This is a genomic window from Nocardia sp. FBN12 (genome assembly GCF_054031145.1).
In genome coordinates, this window is record NZ_CM132926.1 from 4,181,319 (window position 1) to 4,196,950 (window position 15,632).

Consider the following 15,632-nt stretch of genomic DNA (forward strand, 5'->3'; position numbering starts at 1 on the left):
CGAGCTCGTTCGGCGGTCAGGATTTGGCGAGGTATTCGATGCGTTCGCCGTCGACGGCGGCGTGCATCATGCCCGCCAAGCCCGGGTGCTTCACCAGACCCGGGTCCTCGGCGACGACCTGGCGGGCGAGTTCCTGTGCGGCGGTGATCACTTCGAGGTCGTCGAGGAGCGAGAGCAAGCGCAGCGACCGGGCGGTGCCGGACTGGGCCGAGCCGAGGACGTCACCTTCGCGGCGCTGACGCAGGTCGAGCACCGAGAGTTCGAAGCCGTCGGTGGTCGCGGCGACGGCCTCGAGGCGCGCCATCGCCGTGCCGCCGGGCGCGGCATCGGTGACCAGCAGGCACAGACCGGGGTGCTTGCCGCGGCCGATGCGACCGCGCAGCTGATGCAGCTGGCTCACGCCGAACCGGTCGGCGTCGACGATCACCATGACGGTCGCGTTCGGTACATCGACACCGACCTCGACCACGGTGGTGCAGACCAGCACGTCGATGGTGCCGTCATTGAATTGGCGCATCACGTGGTCTTTTTCATCGGACGGCAGCCTGCCGTGCAACAGGCCGACCCGCACCCCCGCCAGCGGACCGGCGCCCAGCGTCTCGTACATCTCGACAGCGGCCGCGGTGGTCGGCCCTTCCTTCTCGGCCTTCTTGCCCTTGGCCGGTGGCGCGTCGGGATCCTCCCCGATGCGCGAGCACACCACGTACGCCTGCCTGCCCTGGCCGACCTCTTCGACGATGCGTTCCCACGCCCGATCCACCCAGCCCGGATGCAGTTTGCGTGGCACGACTTTCGACACGATCGGCGATCGACCCTTGGGAAGCTGGGTGAGCGTGGAGGTTTCGAGGTCGCCGAGGGTGGTCATCGCGATGGTGCGCGGGATCGGGGTGGCGGTCATCACCAGCAGATGCGGGCTGATGCCGCCTTTCGCCTTGGCGCGCAACGCGTCTCGCTGCTCGACCCCGAAGCGGTGTTGCTCGTCGACCACGACGAGGCCGAGGTCGTAGAACTCGACGGCATCCTGGATGAGGGCGTGGGTGCCGATGACGATGCCCGCCTCGCCGGTCATCGCGTCCAGCAGCGCCGCCTTCTTCGCGGCCGTCGACATCGATCCGGTGAGCAGTACGACCTTGGTCGAGTTCTCGGCGGCACCGAGTTCGCCCGCGTTACCGAGGTCACCGAGCATCGCGCGCAACGACCGATAGTGTTGCGACGCGAGGACTTCGGTCGGCGCGAGCAGTGCGCACTGGCGGCCCGAGTCCACCACTTGCAGCATCGCGTTCAGCGCGACGATCGTCTTGCCGGAGCCCACCTCGCCCTGGAGCAGGCGGTGCATCGGGCGGGTGCGGGAGAGGTCCTCCGAGATCTCCGCGAGCACCTGCTGCTGGCCCTCGGTGAGTTCGAACGGCAAGCGCTCGTCGAAGTCGGCGGCGATGCCGTCCGCCGAGGGTGGGCAGGCCGGGGCGGTGCGGCCCTCTACCTCGTGGCGACGCTCGGCCAGCACGAGCTGTAGCGCGAGCGCCTCGTCGAAACGGAGCCTGTCCCTTGCCTTCTCGATGTCGAGCTGGTGCTCGGGCAGGTGGATCAGGCGCAGCGCTTGCGCGAGCGGAAGCAGTTGACGTTCCTCGCGCAGGTCGGCGGGCAGCGGGTCCTCGATGGGGTCGAGCTGGTCGAGCACCTGCCGGATGCAGGCCAGCAGGTCCCAGCTCTGCACCTTCGCGGTCGCCGGATACACGGGCACGAATTCGCGCTCGAAGAACGCGGCATCGACGCCCCCAGCGCCTTTCGCGCTCTGCGCCAGGCCGCGCAGGGCACCGCTGCCGCGCACGGAGGTGAGTTCCTCCACGCCGGCTTCCGCCTTGTCGGGCAGGATCAGGTAGTCGGGGTGCGAGAGGTTCCAGCGGTCGGGGCGCCACCAGTGGACGGTGCCCGACATCATCGCTCGCACACCTTCTTTCACCAGATAGCGCACTTTGTCACCGTTGAAGAAGGTCGCCTCCAGCGGGCGCTGCGCACCGGTGTCGAGCTGCACCTTCAACAGGGAGCCGCGGCGGTTCTTCATCGGGCGCAGTTCGGTTTTCGTGATCCGTCCGATCACGGTGATGTGCGCGCCCTCCTCGGGTTCCTCCTCGGTGAGCGGCTGCCCCTGGGTGGCGTAGCGCACCGGATAGTGACGCAACAGATCCTCGACGGTGGTCATGTCGAACGCCTCGGTCAGCCGGTCGGCCGCCTTGACGCCGAGCACGTGGTCGAGCCGGTCACTCAACGTCGCCATCTACTCGACCCCTATCTGCACCAGATCCGCTTGCTGTCCACCGGAATACACGACCACCTCGACGCCGGGGAAACCGGCCGTCACGTGATCGGCGAGCACCTGCGCCAGCTCGGGCCCCGCGTCGGCGCCCATCAGCAATGTCACCAATTCCCCACCGAGACCGAGCATCCGGTCGAGCAGGATGCGTCCCGCGCCGACCACATCGGGGTCGATCACCACCACATCGTGCCCGACCAGGCCCAATCCGTCACCAGGGGAACACATTCCGACCATGGTCAGGGCCCGCACCCGTGCCGCCCGCAACGCACCCCACCGGGTGGTCGCCGCCGCCTCCGACATCGCGAACGCGTCATCCACCGCGATCCGCCCCCGATCGTGCACGGCCAGCGCCGCGAGTCCCTGCACCATCGACGCGCTCGGCAGCAACAACACATCGCGCGACCCGTCACGCGCGGCCACACCGACCGCGACGAGTTCCTGCGCGGGCAGTGCCCCGTTGGGCAAGACCAGCACTTCCCGATTCGGCATCGCGCGGATCGCCCGCAGCAGGGTGCTCGTATCGACCTGCCGATCCTCCCGCAACACCACCGCCCCGGCATCTTCGAACAGGCGCGCGGCAGCAGCGCCGGCAGCCACCGCGAGGACACCACGGTCCGCGCGGGCATCGTGATCGGCCGGGCCTGCACGCCCGTCGCCGGTCGCCGGCACGGCATCTCGTTCCACGGGGCGCACGGGTCGACCACCGGCACCGCGCGCGTGCGGCTCGCACGGCGCGGAGTTGTCGGGCGCGCCGTCCCGGCCCTGCGTGTGATGTGTGGCGAGGCCGTCGACGCGGAGCTCGTGGTGGCCGCCGAGTGTCGCGGTCACCGCGAAACTCTCGATTCGGATCGCGGTCACGGGCCCTACCGCGAGCCCGGCCTCGATCGCGGCCCCCGCGTCACGGCAGTGCACATGGGCGGACCAGGTGCTGTCACCGTCACCGACCACCACCACCGAGTCGCCGAGCACGGCCAGCCGATCCCGCAGCCCACCGGCGGCGGCGTCATCGGTGCCGGAGATCACGTACATGACCTCGAAATGCGGATCGGCCGCCTGATCCCGGCGATCGTGGTCGTCACCGAAGTCGGGATGCCTGCGGTCCTGGTCACCCCGCGACGGGCGCGATTGTTCGTCAGCTGTACTGCCCGCGGTGCCGGCGGCAGGCTCGCCAGCTCGGCTGTTCTGGTCGTCGGGGTGCCGGTGTGGGCCGTGGTCGGCTCGTTCACCCCTGGTGTACCTGACGCGATGGGGTGCGACACCGCAGACTTCGGCCACGAGGCAGTCGAGCAGCACCAGCAGCCCGCGCGCCCCCGCGTCGACGACTCCGGCCGCGCGCAGCACGCCCAGCTGTGCCGGTGTCTCGCTCAGGGCGCGTGCGGCACCGGCGGCGGCGGATCGGGCGACAGTCACGAGGGACTGATCGGTGGACTCGGCGGCCGCCACCGCGGCACGATCGAGAACTGTCAGGATCGTGCCCTCGACCGGGGCACTGAGCCCGGTTCGCACGAGCACCGCCGACCGCCGCAGGGCCACCTGCAGCCGCTCCCCGGTCAACGGACCGGCGACGACGGCCTCGGCGATCCCGCGCAGCACCTGCGACAGGATGATCCCCGAGTTCCCGCGCGCGCCCACCGTCGCGCCGCGCGCCAGGGCCTGGGCGATGAGGTGCGGCGAAGGCCTGCCGACACCCCCGCTGTGATCGTCGGCACAGGGTTCGTCGCGGGCGGCGAGGCTCGACAACTCCCCCTCGACAGTGCCGAGGGCTTCCTGCCTTTCGGGGACGCCGACAGCGGCGGATCGGACATCCAGCACCGCCCGGTCCGCGGCCGCGACGGCCGCTCGCATGGTGGCGAGGAGGTTGGTGCCGGTGTCGGAGTCGGCGATGGGGAAGACGTTGAGTGCGTCGATCTCGGCACGGCGCAGTTCTAGGTCGGCGCGGCAATTGCGTGCCCAGACCAGCAGGTCGGGGCCGTCGAGAGACTCCCGCACGTGCGCCACCGCCACCTCGCTCCCCGTTCTACGTGCCCGCGCGCCGAGCACGCACGCCAGGTTAGCGGCAGCGACCGACCGCGCCTCACTGAGCGCCGCCGCCGAGCGTCCACAGCCCCGCGCACGGCCGGGCGCGGGCAGCGGTACGCTGACCTCGGACGGGCCCTCATCCGGGCTGTGCTCGGCGATTCGACCGGGATACCCGGTTTGGAACTTCGAGGCCCGGCCCGCTAGTCTTGCAGGGTTGCCTCGTGCGGCCCACGTGGGTCTGCGCTGGCCGACGTCAGTCGGCAAGGCATTTGACGACATCAGTTTCCGGTTCAGCGGGCATTCGTGCGCCGCTGGCCGCTTATGACATGAAGGAGCTCGCGACATGGCTGCCGTTTGCGACGTCTGCGCCAAGGGCCCCGGTTTCGGGAAGTCGGTCTCGCACTCGCACCGGCGCACCAACCGTCGCTGGAACCCGAACATCCAGACCGTGCGTGCGCAGGTTGCCCCTGGCAACACCCGCCGGATGAACGTGTGCACCTCCTGCCTGAAGGCGGGCAAGGTCGTCCGCGGCTGATTTTCAGCCCGTACATTCTGCCGACAGTGCCCCGGCACCCTTCGTGGGTGATCCGGGGCTTTGTCGTACCACGGCCCGGCCTCCTCGTCCGGACTCGTCGTGGCTGACTGGCGGATCGCACCGCTGACCGCGACCCGGGTCACCGAACTCGCCGCCTGTCACATCGCCAGCTGGCGCGAGGCCTACGGGACTCTCGTTCCCGCGCACATCCTCGACGGCTTCGACCTCGAACGCTCCGCGATCACCTGGGAACGTCGCCGGGCAGGCGGCCGCCACCAGCTGCCGGTCGCGCTGGCCGGCGACCGGCTGATCGGCTTCGCCGCTGGGACGAACTCGGCTCGCCACCCCGAGGCCGGCCTGCCCGCGTCCACCGAAGCCGAACTCGAAGCGCTCTACGTTCGCAGCGCCTGGCACGGTACCGGCGTCGCCGACGCGCTGATCGACGCGGCCGTGCCAGGCTCGCCGTGCACCCTCTGGGTCTTCGCCGACTATCCGCGCGCCCACGCCTTCTACCGCAGACACGGCTTCACCGACACGGGCATCCGCCGCACCGACCCCTTCACCCTGCTCCCCGAACAGTTGTGGCGCCGCGCTCGCCGCTGAAGCCAAGGCACGGTCCGTTCGCGGCTCTGCGCCGAACACCGGGCCCACGAGGTAGTACTTCTCGCCGTGTGGATCTCCGCAGCGAACCCGATGACGGCGAAGGGGTTCGCCCGAGCGTGACGACCGGGAACGGCGCCGATTAGGGTGACGCCCATGAGTACCACCGAACCGGTCCCCGCCGCCGAGATCATCGACGGCGTGCTCCAACTGACCATCGCCACCTCCGCCGCGGGCACCTCGATGGATTTCGATCTGATCAACGCGGGCACCGCGGCCCTGCGCGCACTCGACCCATCGGTCGGCGCCGTGCTGCTCACCGGCGCGGGCGCGAACTTCTGCGCGGGCGGCAACGTCCGCAATTTCGCCGCGTCCGATGACCGCGGTGCCTACCTGCACCAGCTGGCCGACGAGCTCCACGATTTCGTCCGCGCACTGGCGGATGCCCCCGTCCCCGTGGTCGCCGCCGTACAGGGCTGGGCGGCGGGCGCGGGCATGAGCCTGGTCTGCGGCGCCGACATCGCGATCGGCGGCCCGTCGACGAAACTGCGCCCCGCCTACCCCGGCATCGGCTTGTCGCCCGACGGCGGCATGTCCTGGCTGCTCCCCCGCATCGTCGGCCTGAGCCGCGCCACCGAGATCCTGCTCACCGACGCCGTCATCGACGCCGAAGAAGCCGTCCGCCTCGGCATCCTGAGCCGCACAGTCGCCGACGACGACATCCGCGCCGAAGCCCTGCGCGTAGCGCAAACCTTCGTCAACGGCCCCCGCGCCACCTACGCGGCCATGAAAAAACTGCTGGCCCAGTCGCCCACGGCGATCCTGGACCAGCAGCTCGACGCCGAACGCGACAGCATCTCAGCCGCCGCCGACAGCAAAACGGGCCAAGAAGGCGTAGATGCCTTCGTAGCCAAGAGAAAACCGAACTACGTGGGCCTCACTTAAGAGTCACCCACTCCCGCGAGTGAACTGACCCACCTGACGCGACCGCGCCACGCAGGAAAGCCAGCCACCACGGGTTTTCGGCCGCCTCGCATCCGAAGGGCGAGACGGAACGCCGAAGGCGCAGTATCGCTCTCGGATGCGAGGTAATCAGGGCCGAAAACCCAGCGGTGCCAGCCGCTTTAACACGCTGCGCCGAGGGCGCTGAAGGTGTTCTGCAGGAGGCAGGTCACCTTCGCGTTCACGCCCGAGGAAATCGTGGAGGTGCCGGTGGAGGTCCATTCCTCGCCGACCTGGGTGGTGGCCACCGGGGCGGCCTGCTCGTTGTAGGGCTCGAGCTGCAGGCCAGCGGCGGAAGCCGAGCCCGCGCCCGCGGTAATGGCGGCGGCGACGGCGGCGGTCGCGAGGGCAGCGCGAACGGTGGAGATGTGCATCGGGTTGTGCTCCTTCATCATTCTCTTCTGGTGCGGGCGACGCCCCGGGTCAGGGCAGCCGCCAGTCGACGGGGTCGGCGCCGAGTTCGTCGAGCAGTTCGTTGACCCGGGAGAACGGTCGTGAACCGAAGAACCCGCGCGAGGCGGAAAGTGGTGAGGGGTGCGCCGATTCGACATAGGGCACCTCGGCGTCGACGAGGGTGGGCTTGAGCGAACGCGCGTCGTTGCCCCACAGCACGGCCACGAGCGGCTCGTCGCGCGCGACCAGCGCCCGGATCGCCTGCTCGGTGACCGCTTCCCAGCCTTTGCCGCGATGCGAGGCGGGCGCGCCGGGGGTGACGGTGAGGACCCGGTTCAGCAGCAGCACACCCTGATCCGACCAGGGGCTCAGGTCGCCACAGGTCGGCGTATCGAAGCCGAGGTCCTTGCAGTATTCGGCGAAGATGTTGGACAGGCTGCGCGGGACGGGCGAAACCTGCGGTGTCACAGAGAAACTCAGCCCCATCGCGTGGCCGGGCGTCGGGTAGGGATCCTGGCCGACGATGAGCACGCGCACCTTGTCGAACGGGCGCCCGAACGCACGCAGCACGTTCTCCCCTTCGGGAAGATAGCCGCGGCCTGCCGCGTTCTCCTCGCGTAGGAACTCGCCCATTTCGCTGATGCGGTCAGTGACCGGCTCCAGTGCCCGGGCCCAGCCCGGATCGATGATCTCCGACAGTGGTTTGGCACCCATGACCGCACAACCTATCGTTCGTCGCCGGTGAGCGTGGCGTCCGCCCCACGGAACGATTCCCAGCCGGTGCCGCCGGTGGGTGCGATGCCGTCGACCGTGACGCCACTGCCTGCGGTGACGACGCCGATCGGCCGCCAGCCCGCCGGTAGCGCGATGTCGGCAGACCAGGTTCCGGCGAAGGCGTGGTCCTCGCCCCCGGCCAGAATCCATTGCGCGGCATCGGCATCGAGCAGCTTCGCGACTGCGGAGAGTCCGGGATCGGACAGCGCCGAGCTGTGGACATCGATCGCGACCTTCGAGGCGGTGGCGAGATGTCCGAGGTCGGCGAGCAATCCGTCGGAGATGTCGGTGAGCGCGGTCGGGGTGTGCGTGCCGAACGCGTCGATCACCGCCGCGTAGGGCGGCTGCGGAACACGATGTGTCGCAAGGGCATAGGTGAACTCGGGATCGGCGAGGTCCGCGTCCCCGGTCAATACGGCCAGCCCGGCACCGGACCAGCCGAGTTCGCCTGCCACCGCGACGATGTCGCCGACCATCGCACCGGATCGAGTGATCGCGGACTGCCCGCCCAGATCGCCGAACGCGGTCACCGAGACGACCAGCTGTTCGCTGTGCACCAGATCGCCGCCCGCGATCGACCCCCCGGCGCGGCTCGCCTCGATCCACATCCCGTCGGCGATCCCCTCGACCACCGGCACGGGGGTGTCGGCCGGGCAGCCGAGCGCGACCACGAACGCCGTCGGCCGCGCCCCCATCGCCACCACGTCGGCGGCGTTCTGCGCGATGGCCTTGCGGCCGATGTCGACGGGCGAGGACCAGTCGAGCCGGAAGTGCCTGCCTTCGACGAGCATGTCGGTGCTCACCACGAACCGCCCGTCGGGCGCGGCGATCAGCGCGGCGTCGTCACCGGGTCCGAGCAGCACGTGCGCGGCCTGCTCCCGACCGGCGTTGATACGGTCGATCAAGGCGAATTCGCCCAGCTCACGCACCGTCTGCGGACGGCTGTCCTCGCTGATGGCCGACCCCTTCCCACTGTGCTGCTGACCGACGAAATCGCCCCGACGGTACCCTTTCGGAGGCGATCGGGCACCACCGACGGTGCAGGCGAACCCGCGAACGGAAGGACCACACAGCTATGGCGGACTCGACACCGGAGGATCGCGACGAGGCGACCACCCCCGAGGACACCGCCACCACCGACGCGAAACCGTCGATCGGCGAGCAGACACCGGCCGACACCGACGCGTCAGGCGACGAGGCGGCGTCCACCGGGAACACCCCGACTTCAGCGGATCCCACCGTCGACATCGCGAAGGCGAGCCCCGCTGCCGAAGCAGACCCCGATGCCGAAGCAGACGACGCCGACCTCGAGACACACCACTCCCCCGCGCTCATCGCCACCGCGGTCGCCCTGCCCGTCGTCCTGATCGTCGCCGTCTTGGTCGCCGCCTTCATCGCCCTGCGCGCCCCTGTCGAACGCGAACCCCTCGCCCTCGGCCCCGTCCCGGCCCCCGCCGCCGACGGCCCCGCCTGCCAAGCCCTGCTCCCCGCCCTGCCCGCCGAGCTCGGCGACTACACCAAGGCCACCCTCGTCGAGCCGGCCCCGCCGGCCACCCGCGCCTGGCAGCTCCCCGAGGGCGGCGACCCGATCACGCTGCGCTGCGGCCTCGACCGCCCCCTCGAATTCAACCGCGCATCCCCGCTCACCGTGATCGACGGCGTGAAGTGGTTCCAGGTCCGCGACGAGGTCGGCAAGACCGGCACTTGGTTCGCCGTCGACCGCGAGACCTATATCGCCCTGACCGTCCCCGACGGCTCCGGCACCAGCGCGGTCCAGACCGTCTCCGACACCATCAACGCGAATCTGCCTGCCCGCGAACCGACTCCGGGCGAACTCTGAGTTAACAGCCTGGGGCCGTAAGGCTTTCGAGCACAACCCCGCCGAAAGCCTTACCGCAGAACAGAACTAGCGCAGCCCGGTCCCGCGTGCGACGGCGGTCTCGATCAGCGTCGACACCAGCGTCGGGTAGTCGATCCCGGTGGCTTCCCACATCCGCGGGTACTGCGAGATCGGCGTGAAGCCGGGCATCGTGTTGATCTCGTTGATCACCGGACCGTTCTCGGTGACGAAGAAGTCGACCCGTGCCAGCCCCTGGCAGTCCAGCGCGCGGAACGCCCGCACCGAAAGCTCCCGGATCTCGTCGGCGACATCGTCGTCGAGCTTGGCGGGCACATCGAATTCGCACACGTCGTCGAGGTATTTGGTGGCGAAGTCGTAGAACTCGGGCGCTGCCGTGTCGGCATCGGGCATCCGGATCTCGGAGACGACGCTGCCGCGCACCGCGCCGTCGGCGAATTCCAGTACGCCACACTCGACTTCGCGTCCCACGATGCCCGCTTCGACGATCACCTTCGGGTCGTGCGCACGGGCGGCGGCGATAGCCGCGGGGAGATCGGCCCAGTCGGTGATCTTGGTGATGCCGATCGAGGAACCACCGCGCGCGGGCTTCACGAAGGCGGGCAGCCCGATCCGAGTGCGGTCGGCCGCCGGCAGGGTTTCGACACCCGGCCGCAGCACAACCTGCACGCCGACGGGCAGGTTCTCGGCCGCCAGCAATTTCTTGGTGAACTCCTTGTCCATCCCCGCCGCACTGGCGAGAACGCCCGCACCGACATACGGGATCCCGGCGAGTTCGAGCATGCCCTGGAGCGTGCCGTCCTCGCCGAAGGGCCCGTGCAGGATCGGGAACACCACGTCAACATTGCCCAGCACCGCGTGCGAGTCGAGCGCGACCAGCGCACCGGAGCGGCTGGGGTCAGCGGCCAGCGTGAGGGCCGTCCCCGACGCGTCGACCTGCGGCTGCACACCGTGACTCAGCGCCAGCTCGCCGATCCCGTCGGCCAGCACCCAGCCACCGGCGGGGGTGATGCCGATCGGCACCACCTCGTAGCGCGCCGGATCGAGGTTGCGCAGCACACTGCTCGCCGACACACACGAGACGGCGTGCTCGCTGCTGCGCCCGCCGAACACCACAGCTACCCTGATCCGTTCCGTCATGAACGTCACCGTAGTAGGTTCGCGCCGCTGTGGCGCTATCGCCCTTATTCGGGCTTGATCCGCCTGCCGAGCAGGCTGCCGACCGCCTCGCTCACCGATAGCCCCTCATGACACACCTTGTGCACCGCGTCGGTGAGCGGCATCTCCACCCCGTGCTCGGCGGCAAGGGCCCGCACCGATGTGCACGACTTCACACCTTCGGCCACCTGCCCATTGGTCGCCTCCTGAGCGGCGGCCATCGAGCCGCCCGCGCCGAGCACATACCCGAAGGACCGGTTGCGCGACAACGGCGAGGTACAGGTAGCCACCAGATCGCCGACGCCCGCGAGCCCGGCCAAGGTCACCGGTTGCGCCCCGAGCGCGACGCCGAGCCGCATCACCTCGGCGAGCCCGCGCGTGATCAGGCTCGCGACCGAGTTGTCGCCCAGACCCATTCCCGAGGCGATACCGCACGCGAGCGCGATGACGTTCTTGCACGCGCCACCGATCTCACAGCCGATCACATCGGTGTTGGTGTACGGCCGGAAATATCCGGTGGCACACGCTCGCTGCGCTGCCCCGGCCCGCTCGGTGTCGGTGCACGCGATCACCGTCGCCGCGGGCTGGCGTTCGACGATCTCGTGCGCCAGATTCGGACCCGACAGCACCGCGATCCGGCTCGGCTCGGCCCCGGTGACCTCCGCGATCACCTGACTCATCCGCAGCAGCGACCCGGTCTCGATCCCCTTGGCCAGACTCAGCAAGGTGGCATCGGCGCCGATATCGCCCTTCCACAGATCCAGATTCGCCCGCAACGACTGCGACGGCACCGCGAGCACCACCAGATCCGCCCCGTCCAGCGCGACCCGGTGATCGTCGGTCCCCCGCACCGGCGGCAACTGCACGCCGGGCAGGTAGAACGGATTGCGATGCTCGGTGTCGAGCGCCTGCGCCACCTCGGCCCGTCTGGCCCAGATCGTGACGTCGGTCCCCGCCTCGGCCAACACCTTCGCGAACGCAGTACCCCACGACCCCGCACCCATTACCGCCGCCCTCGTCATCAGCCCAATATGCCATGCAAGGATCGAAGCCATGCACACCGTGCACGCCGTGATGGCGGTCAAACACATCGACCGGGCCAAGAGCAGGCTCGCGAGCGAGCTGAGCACCGAGCAACGCGCCCAGCTCGTGCTGGCCATGTTCACCGATACCGTCGTGGCCGCCACCGCCGTGCCCGAGGTGTCGTCGCTGACCGTGGTCACCCCCGACCCGCTGGTCGCCGCCCGAGCCCGCGAGCTCGGCGCGCACGTGATCGATGAACCGCCCGCAGGCGACGATCCACTCAACACGGCACTGGCCGCGGGTGCTCGCGATGTGCGCGATCGCCACGGACCCACCCACCTGCTCGCCCTCCAGGCCGATCTGCCCGCCCTGCGCACGGCCGAATTGGCCGACGTGCTCGCCGTCGCCGTCGGTACTCGCTCGGTGGTGATCGATCACACGGGCACCGGCACCGCCGCATTGCTGGTCCGCGACACCATCGCACCGCTGTCGCCTCGCTTCGGCGCCGATTCCGCGCGCGCACACCGGGCGGCCGGTGCCGTGCCACTGTCCGGGCACTGGCCTGGCCTGCGCTGCGACGTCGACACCCCCGAGGATCTCGATGCCGTCCGCACGCTGGGAGTCGGCGAATTCACCACATCGACCCTGCGTGAATTCGGATTCTCATCGCACAGAAGTGATCCCGTTCGCACCGTGTGCTAGCCGATCGCCACCCTCGCCGGGAAAGGGACGAATCGTGCGATGTCGTGATGCGCAAGGCCCCTTCCTCGAGGGATGATTGATCTCGTGAGCGATACGGAAACCATCAAGCAGCTGCCCCCGATTTCCCCGCCACCCGCGGCCGCCATCACCTCGGGCGGTGACGCGAGCACGCAGCGATTGCCCCGAGATCGCTACCTCAACCGCGAACTGAGCTGGCTCGACTTCAACGCCCGCGTTCTCGCCCTCGCCGAGGACGCCTCGCTGCCGTTGCTGGAGCGGGCCAAGTTCCTCGCGATCTTCGCGTCCAATCTCGACGAGTTCTATATGGTGCGCGTCGCCGGTTTGAAACGCCGTGCCGAAACCGGTCTCTCGGTGCGCTCGGCCGACGGTCGCTCACCGTCGGAGCAGCTGGAGATGATCACCGCCCGCGCCCAGGAGCTGGCCGATCGCCACGCCCGCGTCTTCATCGACGACGTGAACCCCGCCCTGGCCGCCGAGGGCATCGACATCATCGGCTGGAGCAACCTCGACGACGATGAGCGCCAACGCCTTTCGAGCTACTTCACCGATCAGGTCTTTCCGGTCCTCACTCCGCTCGCCGTCGACCCGGCGCACCCGTTCCCCTACATCTCCGGTCTGAGCCTCAACCTCGCCGTGACCGTGCGCGACATCGGCACCGGCGGCGAGCACTTCGCCCGCGTGAAGGTGCCCGACAACGTCGACCGCTTCGTGCGCGTGCGCCGCACCGGCGCGCCGTCGGCGATCGCGGCGTTCCTGCCGATGGAAGACCTCATCGCCGCCCACCTCGACCTGCTGTTCCCCGGCCTGAGTGTGGTGGAGACACATTCGTTCCGGATCACCCGCAACGCCGATTTCGAGGTCGACGAGGACCGTGACGAAGACCTGCTGCAGGCGATGGAGCGCGAACTCGCGCGCCGCCGTTTCGGCAAGCCGGTGCGCCTCGAGGTCTCCGACGACATGACCGAGCACATGCTGGAGCTCCTATTACGTGAGCTCGAGGTCGACCCCGCCGACGTGATCCAGGTGCCCGGCCTGCTCGACCTGTCCTGCCTGTGGCAGGTCTACGGCGTCGACCGGCCCGAACTCAAGGACGCGCCCTACGTTCCGGCCACCCCGGCGGCCTTCGGTGAGCGCGAGACCCCGCGCAATGTCTTCACCGCGCTGCGCGAGGGCGACGTGCTGGTGCACCACCCCTACGACTCCTTCTCCACGAGCGTGCAGCGCTTCATCGAACAGGCCGCGGCCGACCCGCAGGTGCTCGCGATCAAGCAGACCCTCTACCGCACCTCCGGCGACTCCCCCATCATCAACTCGCTGATCGACGCCGCCGAGGCGGGCAAGCAGGTCGTCGCGCTGGTGGAGATCAAGGCCCGCTTCGACGAGCAGGCCAACATCAAGTGGGCGCGCGAGCTGGAACAGGCGGGCGTGCACGTGGTCTACGGGCTGGTCGGCTTGAAGACCCACTGCAAGACCTGCCTGGTGGTGCGCCGCGAAGGTTCCACGATCCGGCGCTACTGCCACATCGGCACCGGCAACTACAACCCGAAGACCGCGCGCCTGTACGAGGACGTCGGGTTGTTCACCGCGGCACCGGAAATCGGCGCCGACCTCACCGACCTGTTCAATTCGCTGACCGGATACTCCCGCAAGGAGGACTACCGCAACCTGATGGTCGCGCCCCTCGGTGTGCGCGCGGGCATCATCGAGCGGATCGATCGCGAAATCGAGCTGGCCGCACAGGGTTCGGCCGCGCGGATCCGAATCAAGGCCAACGCGATCGTCGACGAACAGATCATCGACGGCCTCTATCGCGCGTCCCAGGCGGGCGTGCCGGTGCAGATCGTGGTGCGCGGCATCTGCGGCCTGCGCGCGGGCGTGCCCGGCCTGAGCGAGAACATCGAGGTGCGCTCGATCCTCGGCCGGTTCCTCGAGCACTCCCGGGTGATGGAATTCGGTGCGCAGCAACAGACCTGGATCGGCAGCGCCGACATGATGCACCGCAATCTCGACCGTCGCGTCGAAGTGATGGTGCAGGTGAAAGATCCCAAACTCGTCGCACAGCTCGCGCAGGTGTTCGATTCCGCGCTCGATCCGGCGACTCGCTGCTGGATTCTGCTCCCGGACGGGACCTGGCAGGCGAGTCCGGCCGATGGCGAGGCAGCCCAGGTGCGTGATCACCAGGCGTTCCTCATGCGTCGGCGTCGCCCCGACCAGCCGTGAGCGGTAAGGACGCGGCGATGCGCGATCCACGGGTACGGCCCAATATCCATGCGGCAGGCGCGGTTCTGTGGCGAGACGGAGCCGAGGGCGTGGAGATCGCCGTGATCCACCGGCCGAAATACGGTGACTGGTCGCTGCCGAAAGGCAAGCTCGACCCCGGCGAGACGCCCGTGGTCGCGGCAGTGCGCGAGGTAGGCGAGGAAACCGGCCTGCCTTGCACGCTGGGGCGCTATCTCGGCCACGTCACCTATCCGATCCCGGGCCACCGCCAGCTCAAGCGGGTCGACTACTGGGCCGCCGAGGCCGCCGACGGTGACTTCGCCGTCAACGACGAAGTCGACCAGTTGCGCTGGTTCCCGCTGGCACAGGTGATGGACCAGCTGTCGTATCCGATGGACCGCCAGATCGTCCGGATCTTCGCCCGGCTGCCCGCCCGCACCGACACCGTGCTGCTGGTACGCCATGCCAAGGCAGGCAAGCGTCACCGCTTCGACGGACCCGACGACTTGCGACCGCTCGAGGCCGCCGGGGAACAGCAGGCGAAGGGATTGACGCCGAATCTGTTGGCGTTCGGCGCATCCGAGATCTATTCCGCCGATCCACTGCGCTGCGTCCAAACCGTGACCCCGTTGGCAGAACAGCTCGGCGCCGAAATCAATTGCGAGCCAATGTTTTCCGAGAAAGGTTACGATTCAGCGAAAGGCACGGCGCGGCAACGATTTCTGTCGTTGGTTACCGGTCGGGGGGTGCCGGTGGTGTGTAGTCAGGGTGGGGTGATTCCCGATCTCACACAGTGGCTCGCCGAGCGTGGTGGCCTCACGCTGCCCTCGGCGCGCAATCGCAAGGGCAGCGTCTGGGCATTGTCGTTCGTTGGGGACCGATTAGTCGCCGCGGACCATATGGACCGCTCGCTGTCGACGGCAATCGTCACCACCTAGGTCACGCGCACAAGCGCGAAACAGCCGAAACGGCCCCGGGTTCCCGGGGCCGTTCTCGGTCCAGTGGTGGGTGAT

The 15,632-nt window shown here is 69.0% G+C and carries 14 protein-coding genes; 7 read left to right on the plus strand and 7 right to left on the minus strand.

Annotated features, from left to right (window positions below):
- Positions 1-16: 16 nt before the first annotated feature.
- Positions 17-2,275, minus strand: coding sequence for an ATP-dependent DNA helicase RecG (gene recG / locus ACWZHB_RS19910; protein ID WP_427903363.1), 2,259 nt, complete (start codon positions 2,273-2,275; stop codon positions 17-19).
- Complete coding sequence (locus tag ACWZHB_RS19915) at positions 2,276-4,303, minus strand: DAK2 domain-containing protein (protein ID WP_427903364.1); 2,028 nt, start codon at positions 4,301-4,303, stop codon at positions 2,276-2,278.
- A 373-nt stretch (positions 4,304-4,676) separates the two neighbouring features.
- On the opposite strand from ACWZHB_RS19915, the gene rpmB reads away from it, so the two are divergent.
- The 3 genes from rpmB to ACWZHB_RS19930 all read left to right on the plus strand — a co-directional run bounded on the left by rpmB (position 4,677) and on the right by ACWZHB_RS19930 (position 6,413).
- Positions 4,677-4,868, plus strand: coding sequence for a 50S ribosomal protein L28 (gene rpmB / locus ACWZHB_RS19920; protein ID WP_011210730.1), 192 nt, complete (start codon positions 4,677-4,679; stop codon positions 4,866-4,868).
- A 99-nt stretch (positions 4,869-4,967) separates the two neighbouring features.
- The gene (locus ACWZHB_RS19925; protein WP_427903365.1) at positions 4,968-5,471 is read left to right on the plus strand and encodes a GNAT family N-acetyltransferase; all 504 of its coding nucleotides are present in this window, start codon (positions 4,968-4,970) and stop codon (positions 5,469-5,471) included.
- 153 nt (positions 5,472-5,624) lie between these two features.
- A complete protein-coding gene (locus ACWZHB_RS19930) occupies positions 5,625-6,413 on the plus strand; it encodes an enoyl-CoA hydratase/isomerase family protein (RefSeq protein ID WP_427903366.1) in 789 nt (262 codons plus the stop codon).
- 179 nt (positions 6,414-6,592) lie between these two features.
- Here ACWZHB_RS19930 and ACWZHB_RS19935 read toward each other — a convergent pair whose 3' ends face one another.
- Genes ACWZHB_RS19935 through ACWZHB_RS19945 form a run of 3 tightly spaced genes read right to left on the minus strand, consistent with a single transcriptional unit; the run spans position 6,593 to position 8,593 of the window.
- Complete coding sequence (locus tag ACWZHB_RS19935; RefSeq protein ID WP_427903367.1) at positions 6,593-6,844, minus strand: hypothetical protein; 252 nt, start codon at positions 6,842-6,844, stop codon at positions 6,593-6,595.
- Between the two features lie 49 nt (positions 6,845-6,893).
- Positions 6,894-7,577, minus strand: coding sequence for a uracil-DNA glycosylase (locus ACWZHB_RS19940; protein ID WP_427903368.1), 684 nt, complete (start codon positions 7,575-7,577; stop codon positions 6,894-6,896).
- Positions 7,578-7,588: 11 nt separating this feature from the next.
- Positions 7,589-8,593 (minus strand): thiamine-phosphate kinase, encoded by a 1,005-nt coding sequence (locus ACWZHB_RS19945; protein WP_427909233.1) that lies wholly within the window; start codon positions 8,591-8,593, stop codon positions 7,589-7,591.
- A 119-nt stretch (positions 8,594-8,712) separates the two neighbouring features.
- On the opposite strand from ACWZHB_RS19945, the gene ACWZHB_RS19950 reads away from it, so the two are divergent.
- Positions 8,713-9,477: a DUF3515 domain-containing protein gene (locus ACWZHB_RS19950; protein ID WP_427903369.1), complete on the plus strand. Its 765-nt coding sequence runs from the start codon at positions 8,713-8,715 to the stop codon at positions 9,475-9,477.
- Between the two features lie 66 nt (positions 9,478-9,543).
- On the opposite strand, the gene ACWZHB_RS19955 is transcribed toward ACWZHB_RS19950, so the two are convergent.
- Together ACWZHB_RS19955 and ACWZHB_RS19960 are read right to left on the minus strand one after the other, a co-directional pair.
- The gene (locus ACWZHB_RS19955) at positions 9,544-10,635 is read right to left on the minus strand and encodes a D-alanine--D-alanine ligase family protein (protein WP_427903370.1); all 1,092 of its coding nucleotides are present in this window, start codon (positions 10,633-10,635) and stop codon (positions 9,544-9,546) included.
- A 44-nt stretch (positions 10,636-10,679) separates the two neighbouring features.
- Positions 10,680-11,675 carry an NAD(P)H-dependent glycerol-3-phosphate dehydrogenase gene (locus ACWZHB_RS19960; protein WP_427903371.1) on the minus strand — a complete coding sequence of 332 codons (996 nt, stop codon included), beginning with the start codon at positions 11,673-11,675 and terminating at the stop codon, positions 10,680-10,682.
- Positions 11,676-11,706: 31 nt separating this feature from the next.
- Between ACWZHB_RS19960 and cofC the strand changes: the two genes are divergently transcribed.
- The 3 genes from cofC (at position 11,707) to ACWZHB_RS19975 (ending at position 15,557) form a co-directional block, all read left to right on the plus strand.
- Positions 11,707-12,378, plus strand: a complete 672-nt coding sequence (gene cofC / locus ACWZHB_RS19965; protein WP_427903372.1) for a 2-phospho-L-lactate guanylyltransferase — start codon at positions 11,707-11,709, stop codon at positions 12,376-12,378.
- Positions 12,379-12,450: 72 nt separating this feature from the next.
- On the plus strand, positions 12,451-14,619 hold the full coding sequence (locus tag ACWZHB_RS19970; RefSeq protein ID WP_427903373.1) for an RNA degradosome polyphosphate kinase: 2,169 nt from the start codon (positions 12,451-12,453) through the stop codon (positions 14,617-14,619).
- Between the two features lie 17 nt (positions 14,620-14,636).
- Positions 14,637-15,557: an NUDIX hydrolase gene (locus tag ACWZHB_RS19975; protein ID WP_427903374.1), complete on the plus strand. Its 921-nt coding sequence runs from the start codon at positions 14,637-14,639 to the stop codon at positions 15,555-15,557.
- The last annotated feature ends 75 nt before the right edge of the window (positions 15,558-15,632 follow it).